We start from the raw sequence: 10204 nt of genomic DNA on the forward strand, positions 1-10204 counted from the left end.
AAAGGCCGGTAACGAGTATCGCAAACTTGTAGGTTTAGCAATTTGTGCGCTAATCAAACTTCAGGCAGCCGAATCGATTGAGATTATCCGTGACGCCTTCAAACGAGACTGTGTTGATATATCAATACCGGGTGATTTAGAAGATGTTGAAATTGCCCTGGGATTCAGAAGCAAACGTGTTACGCCTAAACCAAACTACAACAATCTTTCCCCTGAGTCCTCGGCAAAGATCGAAGCTATCAGAGACGCTTTCGGACTTAACGAAGATGATCTGGAATTACCTTCATCAAAGCAACCAGCCAAAATTGGTCGTAATGATCCATGCCCCTGTGGCAGTGGCAAAAAATTCAAAAAATGCTGTTTACACTAACTCGTCATCCTCCTTGAGGATGTTGCACAGGTTCCAGAGTTTACTGGTGATATCGTTGGTAGTCATGAAGTTAGGGTTTGTAAAAATTGTTCTGCGGTCAAAATGGGGCAAGTAAAGCAGGAGGCCAGGCAGAGCAAATCCTGATCGCCAGTAACCAATGCTTGCGCTTCGCCGGTTATTGCCAGTTGTAGAAAAGGTACATCGAACAAATCGCGGCAATCGGGAGTGACGGGTGGCGGTTCCGGAATGGTGATGGTTTGGCAATAGGGCAGGTAATCCCCTAATAGTTCTTGTTGATCGGCAGGGCTGAATTTGAATTTGGGGTATTGCAACACCCGGATCAATTCCGTTGCCGTGGTTTTGGAAACTAAAGGCTGGATCTGCTGGTTTTGCCATGCGAGTCGTAATGGCGTTACCCGACCTTTGGCAAATATGAGTGCCGACAATACCAGGTTGGTGTCGATGACGACACGCGGCGCGTCTGCATGCTGGCTCATTGGTCGTTTTGTCTCGCCCAGGCGATCGCGTCGTCAATATCCTGGTCCTGTAGATTCAGTTCCGCGAGTTTCGCGCGCACGGCGTCACCGCGTTGAATCCGCACCGGGGTGAGGATAATTTGGCCGTTGCGGGTTTCCACATCAAAATATTCGCTGGCGCCGACAGCTGCCGTTACGCTTTTGGGTAGGGTGAGTTGGTTTTTTGAGGTCATTTTGGCAAGCATGGTAATCACCTTGTCTTACAGTAAGGAAACCTTACTTTATGCTTTTGCCAATAGGTTTTCAAGCGGCACCTGATTGCCAGAGTGAATCATTGAATGCTTCCAGCACTTGCTGCAATTCGCCATTGAAGACTTTGTCCAAACGATTAAATCCACCGCCTTCGCGTTTGAACACCACTACCGAGAGTCGATGTTTCGACCCCTGGTTGGGTCGAAACGAGGTGACGCGGACGAATCGGGGCCGCCGAAGGCCATCACCGTGACGGTGGAGTCCTGATTTTCGTCCCATGGATGGGCGAAAATCTTTACGGACGGAAGCCGTCACTCGCCGATGATATGTTGGACTTTACGATTGCGTTACAGACATCCATCCACTAAAACGAGTTTGCTGGTAGTCGTTTGATGGCGTAATGAAAAAAGCGGTTGCGCTTCGGGGTCTTGAAGAAAGCCGTTAGCTTGTTCTCTTGATGGAAATTCGATGACAACAACCCTTTCAGGCGTCCAATCACCCTCGATAACGGTAGGCTGTTCGCCCCGGACCACGTACCTTCCGGAATGTTTTTCTATGACTGCCGGTATTTTCAAGATGTATTCTCGGAATCGATCAAAATCATGGATCGTTAGATCCAAAATGAGATAGGCATTCATAGGTTTGCCACCGCCTTTAAAAAAGCCGAAACCAAAGAATGCGGTCGTTCCGGCGTGGATCGGGCTTGCGGTACGAATAGCGTACCGACGAAAAATGGATGTCCAGGCCATTCGATCACCCGAATCTCGCCTTCGGTATCGGCACCGGTGATGTGCATGGGACCTTGTTTCAACACATCGACATAGCACGGGTTAATGCCGAAATTGCAGTAATACTGCTCGGTAGCCGTCATTGCTCCGTAAATGGCTGCCACACGCGAATCGGGTTCGAAGCTTAGTTGCATCTCGCGTCCGGCCAGCGAACACACCAACTGCGAGATACATAAATTCGAGGCATACGGATCGTACTCGGCATGCTGTGCGTCTTTAACTCCCAATACATTACGGGCATATTCGATGATCATGTGTTGAAAACCACCGCAGGTGCCGAAGCATGGGATATTGTTTTCTCGGGCATGGCGAATCGCCGCCAACGTTTTATCCATGTCTTTGTACGGACTGCCGGGGGCGATCCAGATGCCGGCGTAGCGTTTGAACAAGGTTTGGTCGATGTCTGCGGTTGAAACCCAGTCGGCGTTAATATCCAACCCGGAAGCCACCTTGGCATGTTCGATGGCGGCGTTGGTCGACAGATGCGGCGGAAAAGTCTGGGTGTATTCTCCGAGCAATGCGATTGATTTGGTCATGGGCGAGTAAATTCCTTGTTTAACTTCCGGCGAGTGACGGCTTCCGTCCGTAAAGATTTTCGCCCATCCATGGGACGAAAATCAGGACTCCACCGTCACGGTGATGGCCTTCGGCGGCCCCGATGCGTCCGCGTCACTTCGTTTCGACCCAACCAGGGGTCGAAACATCGGCTCTCGCATGACTTGACGGCGTGTCGCCAAGCCTTGCAGGTTTTCTGCGAAAACCCGCCCGGCGCTACGCCTATCGGGGACTAAAATTCATCACTCCGCTTTCGCTACGTTTCCATGAATTTCAGCGAACGTTTTGATTGACATACATATCATCGGCGCGGCTCGATACAGGCATGAATAATGGGAAAGTCCGTCCAGTACCGTGATGTTCAAACAGCCAGACAGAGCCGATGCCTGATAATTCGCCATGGCTACCGGCGACCAGTTATCTTCCGCGCCGTGCCAGATATGAGTATCGGTGCTGACATCGGCCAACGTCGCTTTCCAGGGCTGCACGTAGGCGATGATGTCGCGAGCATAGCCTAGCGAATCGCGCTTGAAACAGGTTTTGAACATTTTGGTCATGGTGGTCCGAAACGTCTTGTCCTCTGCTAAAACCTTGTCTTCACCGGCCGCGCTGGAAAACAACATCCGCAACAACAGGCCGGGAAACCTACTCGCTAGCCATCCTTGTACGCGAGCCAGCCGCAGAATTACCGTCGGGTGATTTTGAGCCAACCGGAAAATGGCTTTTCCCGCCGCCGCGTCGATGAAGTCGCCAGCATCCAGCGGCGCAGCCGCGGAAACCAAATGCAGGCTACGGACTTTGCCATGCATCGCCCGGCAGACTTGCAAGGCAATGAAGGCACCGATCGAAAAGCCGACAAATTCGACGGGTTTATCGCCAACCTTTTTGGCAATCTCATCGGCTAGGCATTGGTAATAAGCAGCACCTTGCAACCCAGGGTTTATGGTCGAGCGGTCGCAACAAATGATGGTTAGCTGATGTTGTTTGCCATAGACATCGAATATTTCGCATTCGTCAGGCGAACCCGGCGTGCCGTGAAAATAGATCACCAGCTGGCCGTCGGTGGTGCTGTATTGGCTAAATTCAATTGATTGCATAACGGCGGTATCCTGTGTTTCCAAGGCTTGGCCTGTTCGAGCTGGGCGGCCAGTAGGAACAATAGCCGGTCGTTACCGTTTGCGGCCATGAACTTCGCACCACGTCGCTCCAATACAGCGGCACCAAGCCCAAGGCATCGGATTGCGGATATTTGCTGAATGGATTCATCGCTCAGATACCAGTTTGTTAGCGCGGGGCACACCGGTCTGCAACATCAACGCGCCGGCGGCTACGAACACGTCGGCGACATTGAATACACCGGTACGGATCGGCCCTATACCGATATTGATAAAGTCCACTACATAGCCGCCGTAGATCAATCGATCGATCAGATTGCCCACGCCGCCCGCTAGCAACAGCGAGTATGCCAATATCGAGGATGGCGAAGCCGATTTGGAAAACAGGATATAACTCAGCACTGCGATCAATAGTCCGGCGACGCCAAGCGAGAATAAGCCGTCGCGCAAATTTTCCGGCAACGACGACCCCAGACTCAAAAATGCGCCGTGGTTATGGGCCAATCGCAAGCGTAGCGTATCGCCCTAAAACGACCAGACTTCGGTCTCGGACAATAACGACTGGGCAACCGATTTACTGGCTTGATCGCAGCCGAGACAGGAGATCAGCACAATCACGGTCAAGACAATGCGTTTGGATAGTTTCATACGCCACTTCCTCAGGTATATTGTTTCAGTTCAAGGTCGGGATTGACATAATCCCACGGCTGATGGCTGGCACCCCAAAACACCGTTTGCGGCTTGAATACAGTCGGGTTATCCAAGGTTGCGGCATGAAAAAACAGCATGCCCAGATAACCCGATGATTTCTTTAAAACCGGATTGCCGCAAGTCGGACAAAAGCCGCTAGTCACGGAATTGCCGCTATCGGCAGTCAGTTCGTAAAATTTCACTCTCCCGAAATAAGCGTGTCTTTTTCCGATACCACAAACTCGGCCGAATGGCCTGTTCCGGTGATTCTTTGACACTGCCTGCATTGGCATAAAAAAGACAAGCGCGGCTCGGATTTCACGGCGTATTGAACCATGCCGCACAGGCAGCCGCCTTTAAATTCGCTCATGCAATTTCTCCTCGCAATGGTTTAATCGCTATGATGGCAGTCATTCGGTTGACGACTTCGTTAAACGCCACCCTCACGCCGCAGTCGGCAAGGATTTTCACAATGTCGTTCGGTGAAACGCGGACTTTATAATAGGAACTGACTTTTTGCTGCCAGCCGGTTTCAGTTTTAAGCTGCAACAAATCCGTGACCCGCACCCTGTCCGCTTCATAATTCAAACAGCACGTCAGTATCTTTGTATTGTCGCTCTTTACAGGAATGAAGCGCTGATCGTCCGAGAGTGGCGTTGAATAATCTCGAAAAGATAAGACCAATTTTCCGCCTTCGCTTAACGATACGCAGCAATCGGTAAGCAATTGCCTGATGTCATCCAAACTTTCGAGATGCGTCAACGTGTCGCCCCAGCAAATAATGAGCTCGGGTTGGGGATCGGCATATTTTTTTACCTGACGAATATCGTCATTAATTCCGGTAACGGAAAACCCCTGCGTATTGTCGATTAACTCGGATAAAAGCCGTCGGTTAAAATCAATCGCTTTTACCGTATATCCCAATCTGGCCAAGGAAACGCTTTGGATGCCGTGCCCGGCTCCCAGGTCCAACGCGATTGCCGTGCTATTTGGCGATAGACCGTTAGCTTCCAAAAATTGTTGATGTTCATTTTGCCTGGCATCGAAGTCGCCAACCATCCATGCATAAATATCGCCAAGATGCCGGTCGTAGTGTTCTTTTGCGGTCATGCTATTTCCTGTAGGTCTATCATTCGAAAATTAGTTTCAGTACGCCGAGTACGTGGCTAAGTTTGGTCGAAGGTAAGTGGAACGCTTATTCATGGCTGTTTCCACGACTTGAATGCGTCTAACGGTTTGACTCGGTTACGTTAGCAAATTGCGTGAGCAGTTGCGGTAGTTGTGCCATGTCGTCGAACACAATACTGCTTGTGGTCCGAGCCGACGAAGCTCCGTCTGTTACCACAAAATAATACGGCCTCATGCCTGCTGTTATGGCCGCCGCTATGCCCTGTTCGCTATCTTCGATCACCGCGCACTGACTAGGCGCAAAGCCCATAGTACGCGCGGCATGCAGGAATAAGTCCGGATCGGGTTTCCATGAACCGATCTGATACGAGCTGAATAGATTGTCGGCAAAATAATCTGCAAGTCCGCTGACTGCCAAGGCCTGACGGATTTTCGGAAGCGGTCCGCTGGAGGCAATACATTTCGGCGAACTCAAGGTAGAAAGCATGTCCAAAACACCCGGCATGGGTTTCAAATTCCGCGTGAAGAGTTCCGCAACACGCTGGCGATAGGACTGCTCAAATGAATGGGGCAGATTCACGCCAAGACGGTTTTCAAGGTCTATCAGAATCGAGCTCAGTTTTTGGCCGCGATAGCGCTCGATCAAGGTCTCCAGTGAATCGTTCAATTGCGGTAGCAGGTCGAGAAAGGCTTGATTGCACAGTCCCTCGCTATCAACCAGCGTGCCGTCCAAATCGAAGATGATGCAAATATTATTCATCTACCGCGTTGCCTAAGAATTGAAATGCCATTTGCTCGCCGGCTCCGGTCTTTTGGTCTGAATTTGCATTGAACCGTACCCAATTATCTGGTTATGCATTGACTAACAACTCACGCGGAAATTGCTCAAAACTCTCGATCACGGTCGAGACACCCTGGTAAGCAAGAAGTTTGTTGTGCGTTTCAAGCGGACCAAGACCGACGATATGGCCGATGTTTGCGGCATGGGCGGATTGAAAACCGGAAATGGCATCTTCGACAACTAGACATCCGTGCGGCGGTAAACCTATATTGGCCGCCGCCTTAGCATACATGTCCGGCGCGGGCTTACCGGGAAGAACGCCGTCATCGTAGACAATCCGTTGCAGATCGAACCACTTATCCAGACCGAGGTGCTGGATGAAAAAATCCAGATTGGTTTTTTCGGAAGCTGTCGCAATGGTGCGCGGTATATCTTTGCTAGAAACGAAGTCGAGCAGTGCTTCGGCTCCGGGAGACAAGACAAACATATCTGGATTTTTGAGGCATAAATCCCGGTACATAGACTCTTTGATTTGGATCAGATCAAGCAGCTCTTGCCCTTGCGGAGTTCGACCGCGGAGATAACCCAATATATGACTATTGGTACGACCATGCACATGGATTGAAAATTCGTCGTCGCTTAAGGGCGAGCCTCTGAGTCGTAGCGCCGTCGCTTGCCAGGCCTGAACGTGAAGCGGTGCCTCCCAAAGCAAAACACCATTGAAGTCGAAAATAATTCCTTTATATTTCATTATGGTAGTGGGTAGTGATATGGATTGAGGTGCTGAGCAGCCGGGCTAAATGACCGCCTAAGACTTATCGTACCAAGCGAATTTTTTGGATGGGATATGAGTCTAATAGACGCCATTTTTAAAGTGCCCCACCCAGCGACTCCTTGAGCGGGATATTGGCATTAAGTCTGTACCAGTCATTGAATCTCTGCCGATAAGATTCAAATGGTTCATGCAGTCCTACACGCGGATCGTTACTCAGGGCGTAGGCCATGTCTTCGATCAGCCACTGCTCACCGGTTAGCAGCACCAAGCTACCGAATTGATCGGCCTGCCAATGGTGGATGAGTTCATGCGCCACGTAGTGTGGCTGCCAAGCTCGCGGCGCGATGGCGATAGCGAAACTGCCCAAGGTGAATCCCGCCTTATTCGCCAGGCCAAATGCGGACCGGCATGGGTCCGTGCTGCAAAAGATGATCTTCGGCTCGCCGATAGATAAGCCCCATTGCGTGGCAAGATAACTTTTCGAGTCGTTGAGTAGAGATTCCGCAGCCGCAAACTGAGAAAAATCGTCTATGCATAGGTTTTGTTCTTGCAACGGACGCCAAATGCTTCCGGAATTAGTACCCGAACCGGTCTGAAAAAAGCCAACGAAGAAATCGGCAACAGCAGCAGAATCACGACAGACCATTTAATGTATTTCATCAACCTTCCTCCATGGCAGCTAACGCAAAGCACACGATTGCTTAGCCATTTGTAGCCAAATTCTGTCTCATTTTCCGACCTCCAACCGGAATAAGACTATTATGCTGATAAAAACTTAATGTCCGCTCGAATTCCGGAAGCGGCGGCGTACATAACTCGATGCACGACCAACCGCGCTGTTGCCCATAAGTTCTAACCTGCTCAATCAACAGCGCGCCGACTCCCGAACAGCGAAACTCAGGAATCACGTAAAACTCTTGAATGACGCCTATTTTGCCGCCGGCATATAACGCATAGGTTTCGGTGATAGTCGAAACAGCCACTGGGATAGTATCCGACCAGCCAATAATAGCCGCGTAGTGACCTGCGGATAACAACGCTTCACAGCGCTGAACCGTACCTGCCAAATCAATATCGAAATGCTGCGCATGAGTACGCTCGCAGATTTCCTGCGTAAGCTGGACGACCAGCGAACCTATAGTTTCTGCATGGTCTGGCGTGGCTTGTATAAACTCCAATTTCATTCGCGTACTCACATGCGACAATTGCTTTAATCCAAGTTCGTTATTTAGGCTTGATGACCAGCATTTGATTACCGCCGCGTTGAAATTCGTAATCAACCTTAACGATCTGTACGTCAAACCCTAGACCGGCAAATTCTTCGCTGACGAGGAAAAGATAAGGTGAAGTTGATCCATCCAGCGTAAGCACCGGAAATATCCGCACTTCCGTAGCGACGCGCAACATTTCCTGTAACGCCTGAAGATGAAACTCTGCCGACAAATGTGCGCTGTACAAAAACAGAAAATGCGATGACAAGGCAATATCGAATTGTCCGTTTTCAAATGGCAGCGAAGGTAACTCTCCGGCTATGTATCGGCCTTCTTGCTTGCCCGATTCGAAATCGGCGAGGAAAGAAGTCATAGCCGACATGCGGATTGCTCCGAGCGCCTCTATCGATGGAATGACTTCCCAAATGTAGTCGTTTTGATTGTTACGCATCTGAGCCATAATGGTTTCATAGGTTTCGGCAATACGGCTTTTGATCTGCCCTACATCAAACATGTAGACAGGGTCAACGGCAACGGTATGTCCGCCACGTTGGGTCAGTTCAGCGTTGAATCCGGCAGGCCCGTCACCACAGCCCAGAATATGTCTGCCAAGATCGGCCTCGGTCAGACCAAACATGTCGACATATTCGGTGTATGAACGTCCCCAAGGTACGACCTTGTCGAGTGTAAAAGCCATCCAATGTTCCCTAAATGTTTCGGGTTTCTAACCCGGTTATTGCGCTTCTGAATGTTTGACAGCAAATCGCCCGATGCGGCCAAGATGGGTAAAGCCGAATCCCTCCAGGTATTTGAGTCCATAACCCAGCGCCCTATCAAAGCCGATGTGGGCACACCAGATTAAACCGGCACATTGCAGTGCCGGAAACGGAACCGTAAAACCGATCACCAGGCTGACAATGGCACCGAGGTATGAGTGCGCAGTGTTATAGCTAATGGCGCCAACCTTGGCGCCGGCGAAATAACCAAGCAAAGAAATATCGGGTACCAGGAAGTAGATAGCGAAGGTGCTCCAGTCAAAATCGAGTTTTGCGTAAGCAATGCAGGCTGCAACCAGCATGCAAAATCCCTCCAGCCGCAACAAAACACGAATGGCACCTGTTGTTTCACCTAGCATTTTGACTCCCGCAATTTCTGCATAGAAACTGATTATTTTGGGTTAATTACAACTCAGGTTGATGTGTTGCAACAACTGTCAGTATTGACAGGATATGGATTGAAACTTGTAATTTCCGGCGCGAAACTCGTTTAATATCGGACTATCACTGCAACTGAGATTTAGTGGCCGTCATGTGTCGACTGCTATCTTGGTATATTTCATCTTACTCGGCGCCCATAAATGCCAACATAAGATTCATTTGTGCGGCCAACATGGGAACGCCGGTGTGGACGACCTTCCCTTGACTGGACGCCTCCAGGAGTAGCGGCGTCATTTCCGGCGCGATCACGCATTCGGCTACCAGGTTGCACTGCCGTATCAATCGCTTGGCGATAGGTAGTTCGTCACTTGACTTCATGCCGAGAGATGTGGCGTTGATAGCAACATCGTAGTGGTCGTTCGAATAAACCTCTATCGATATTTTTACTTGAGGATAGGCATGGTTGACTCTTGCTAACAGCGCGCTAGCTCTTTCCGGCGTTCGATTCTGTATGCAAAGTGAAGTGCAGCCGTGTTTTGCAAGGGCAAAAGCAATAGCCGATGCCGCACCTCCGGCCCCGACGAGAAGGACGTGCGCACCTTTGATGCTGTAACCGGCTCCGGCTAGTCCGGCAATAAACCCCTCGCCGTCCAGCGTGGTACCGATGAGGCGGCCGTCTCGGTTGCGGCGAATGACGTTCACGGTACCGACCAGGCGCGCCTCCGGCGTCAGGTCATCAACCAAGTTGGCAGCAACGACTTTGTGTGGCATGGAGATGACAGCACCCCCAAAGTTTTTCAAAGCGCGCAGGCCTGCAATGAATGCGGGAAAGCCTTCGGCAGAGACTTGCATGGGAAGCATCGCAAAGGTCCCCAAGAGTCAATCCTCTCAACTTAAGCGTCACCC

16 protein-coding genes and 1 pseudogene are annotated in these 10204 nt (G+C 50.5%); 1 reads left to right on the forward strand and 16 read right to left on the reverse strand.

Features of this window, described 5'->3' with window-relative positions:
• On the forward strand, positions 1 to 370 hold a 370-nt coding region (locus tag AC3B8H_RS14295; protein WP_488442220.1), incomplete at its 5' end, for an SEC-C metal-binding domain-containing protein.
• A gap of 62 nt (positions 371 to 432) precedes the next feature.
• Here AC3B8H_RS14295 and AC3B8H_RS14300 read toward each other — a convergent pair.
• The 16 genes and pseudogenes from AC3B8H_RS14300 to AC3B8H_RS14375 all read right to left on the reverse strand — a co-directional run bounded on the left by AC3B8H_RS14300 (position 433) and on the right by AC3B8H_RS14375 (position 10150).
• Positions 433 to 867 carry a putative toxin-antitoxin system toxin component, PIN family gene (locus AC3B8H_RS14300; protein ID WP_488442221.1) on the reverse strand — a complete coding sequence of 145 codons (435 nt, stop codon included), beginning with the start codon at positions 865 to 867 and terminating at the stop codon, positions 433 to 435.
• Complete coding sequence (locus AC3B8H_RS14305) at positions 864 to 1091, reverse strand: AbrB/MazE/SpoVT family DNA-binding domain-containing protein (RefSeq protein WP_488442222.1); 228 nt, start codon at positions 1089 to 1091, stop codon at positions 864 to 866. The genes AC3B8H_RS14300 and AC3B8H_RS14305 overlap by 4 nt, the downstream gene beginning before the upstream one ends.
• 354 nt (positions 1092 to 1445) lie before the next feature.
• On the reverse strand, positions 1446 to 1736 hold the full coding sequence (locus AC3B8H_RS14310) for a DUF1330 domain-containing protein (RefSeq protein ID WP_033158694.1): 291 nt from the start codon (positions 1734 to 1736) through the stop codon (positions 1446 to 1448).
• A complete protein-coding gene (locus tag AC3B8H_RS14315; RefSeq protein ID WP_488442223.1) occupies positions 1733 to 2422 on the reverse strand; it encodes a CTP synthase C-terminal region-related (seleno)protein in 690 nt (229 codons plus the stop codon). Before AC3B8H_RS14315 ends, AC3B8H_RS14310 begins: the two co-directional genes overlap by 4 nt.
• Positions 2423 to 2683: 261 nt before the next feature.
• Positions 2684 to 3538 carry an alpha/beta hydrolase gene (locus tag AC3B8H_RS14320; protein WP_488442224.1) on the reverse strand — a complete coding sequence of 285 codons (855 nt, stop codon included), beginning with the start codon at positions 3536 to 3538 and terminating at the stop codon, positions 2684 to 2686.
• A gap of 165 nt (positions 3539 to 3703) precedes the next feature.
• Positions 3704 to 4066 (reverse strand): signal peptidase II, encoded by a 363-nt coding sequence (locus AC3B8H_RS14325; RefSeq protein WP_488442225.1) that lies wholly within the window; start codon positions 4064 to 4066, stop codon positions 3704 to 3706.
• A 15-nt stretch (positions 4067 to 4081) separates the two neighbouring features.
• Complete coding sequence (locus AC3B8H_RS14330) at positions 4082 to 4204, reverse strand: hypothetical protein (protein WP_488442226.1); 123 nt, start codon at positions 4202 to 4204, stop codon at positions 4082 to 4084.
• Between the two features lie 11 nt (positions 4205 to 4215).
• Positions 4216 to 4616, reverse strand: a pseudogene (locus AC3B8H_RS14335) (GFA family protein).
• Positions 4613 to 5356, reverse strand: a complete 744-nt coding sequence (locus AC3B8H_RS14340; protein ID WP_488442227.1) for a class I SAM-dependent methyltransferase — start codon at positions 5354 to 5356, stop codon at positions 4613 to 4615. The pseudogene AC3B8H_RS14335 and the gene AC3B8H_RS14340 overlap by 4 nt, the downstream one beginning before the upstream one ends.
• A gap of 118 nt (positions 5357 to 5474) precedes the next feature.
• On the reverse strand, positions 5475 to 6134 hold the full coding sequence (locus AC3B8H_RS14345) for an HAD-IA family hydrolase (RefSeq protein ID WP_488442228.1): 660 nt from the start codon (positions 6132 to 6134) through the stop codon (positions 5475 to 5477).
• A gap of 91 nt (positions 6135 to 6225) precedes the next feature.
• On the reverse strand, positions 6226 to 6906 hold the full coding sequence (locus AC3B8H_RS14350) for an HAD family hydrolase (RefSeq protein WP_488442229.1): 681 nt from the start codon (positions 6904 to 6906) through the stop codon (positions 6226 to 6228).
• A 118-nt stretch (positions 6907 to 7024) separates the two neighbouring features.
• On the reverse strand, positions 7025 to 7576 hold the full coding sequence (locus AC3B8H_RS14355; protein WP_488442230.1) for a hypothetical protein: 552 nt from the start codon (positions 7574 to 7576) through the stop codon (positions 7025 to 7027).
• Between the two features lie 55 nt (positions 7577 to 7631).
• Positions 7632 to 8114 carry a GNAT family N-acetyltransferase gene (locus AC3B8H_RS14360; protein WP_488442231.1) on the reverse strand — a complete coding sequence of 161 codons (483 nt, stop codon included), beginning with the start codon at positions 8112 to 8114 and terminating at the stop codon, positions 7632 to 7634.
• 40 nt (positions 8115 to 8154) lie between these two features.
• On the reverse strand, positions 8155 to 8838 hold the full coding sequence (locus AC3B8H_RS14365; RefSeq protein WP_488442232.1) for a class I SAM-dependent methyltransferase: 684 nt from the start codon (positions 8836 to 8838) through the stop codon (positions 8155 to 8157).
• Between the two features lie 36 nt (positions 8839 to 8874).
• Positions 8875 to 9276 (reverse strand): DUF4260 domain-containing protein, encoded by a 402-nt coding sequence (locus AC3B8H_RS14370; RefSeq protein ID WP_488442233.1) that lies wholly within the window; start codon positions 9274 to 9276, stop codon positions 8875 to 8877.
• Between the two features lie 205 nt (positions 9277 to 9481).
• Entirely contained in the window at positions 9482 to 10150 is a 669-nt protein-coding gene (locus AC3B8H_RS14375) for a shikimate dehydrogenase family protein (RefSeq protein WP_488442234.1), read from the reverse strand.
• Positions 10151 to 10204 lie beyond the last annotated feature (54 nt).

The organism is Methylomonas sp. BG-2, from assembly GCF_057766305.1.

Bases quoted from the DNA above. Each gene is read 5' to 3' on its own strand.
- AC3B8H_RS14300 (WP_488442221.1), bottom strand. From the start codon at position 867: ATGAGCCAGCATGCAGACGCGCCGCGTGTCGTCATCGACACCAACCTG.
- AC3B8H_RS14305 (WP_488442222.1), bottom strand. From the start codon at position 1,091: ATGCTTGCCAAAATGACCTCAAAAAACCAACTCACCCTACCCAAAAGC.
- AC3B8H_RS14310 (WP_033158694.1), bottom strand. From the start codon at position 1,736: ATGAATGCCTATCTCATTTTGGATCTAACGATCCATGATTTTGATCGA.
- AC3B8H_RS14315 (WP_488442223.1), bottom strand. From the start codon at position 2,422: ATGACCAAATCAATCGCATTGCTCGGAGAATACACCCAGACTTTTCCG.
- AC3B8H_RS14320 (WP_488442224.1), bottom strand. From the start codon at position 3,538: ATGCAATCAATTGAATTTAGCCAATACAGCACCACCGACGGCCAGCTG.
- AC3B8H_RS14330 (WP_488442226.1), bottom strand. From the start codon at position 4,204: ATGAAACTATCCAAACGCATTGTCTTGACCGTGATTGTGCTGATCTCC.
- AC3B8H_RS14340 (WP_488442227.1), bottom strand. From the start codon at position 5,356: ATGACCGCAAAAGAACACTACGACCGGCATCTTGGCGATATTTATGCA.
- AC3B8H_RS14345 (WP_488442228.1), bottom strand. From the start codon at position 6,134: ATGAATAATATTTGCATCATCTTCGATTTGGACGGCACGCTGGTTGAT.
- AC3B8H_RS14350 (WP_488442229.1), bottom strand. From the start codon at position 6,906: ATGAAATATAAAGGAATTATTTTCGACTTCAATGGTGTTTTGCTTTGG.
- AC3B8H_RS14355 (WP_488442230.1), bottom strand. From the start codon at position 7,576: ATGGTCTGTCGTGATTCTGCTGCTGTTGCCGATTTCTTCGTTGGCTTT.
- AC3B8H_RS14360 (WP_488442231.1), bottom strand. From the start codon at position 8,114: ATGAAATTGGAGTTTATACAAGCCACGCCAGACCATGCAGAAACTATA.
- AC3B8H_RS14365 (WP_488442232.1), bottom strand. From the start codon at position 8,838: ATGGCTTTTACACTCGACAAGGTCGTACCTTGGGGACGTTCATACACC.
- AC3B8H_RS14370 (WP_488442233.1), bottom strand. From the start codon at position 9,276: ATGCTAGGTGAAACAACAGGTGCCATTCGTGTTTTGTTGCGGCTGGAG.
- AC3B8H_RS14375 (WP_488442234.1), bottom strand. From the start codon at position 10,150: ATGCAAGTCTCTGCCGAAGGCTTTCCCGCATTCATTGCAGGCCTGCGC.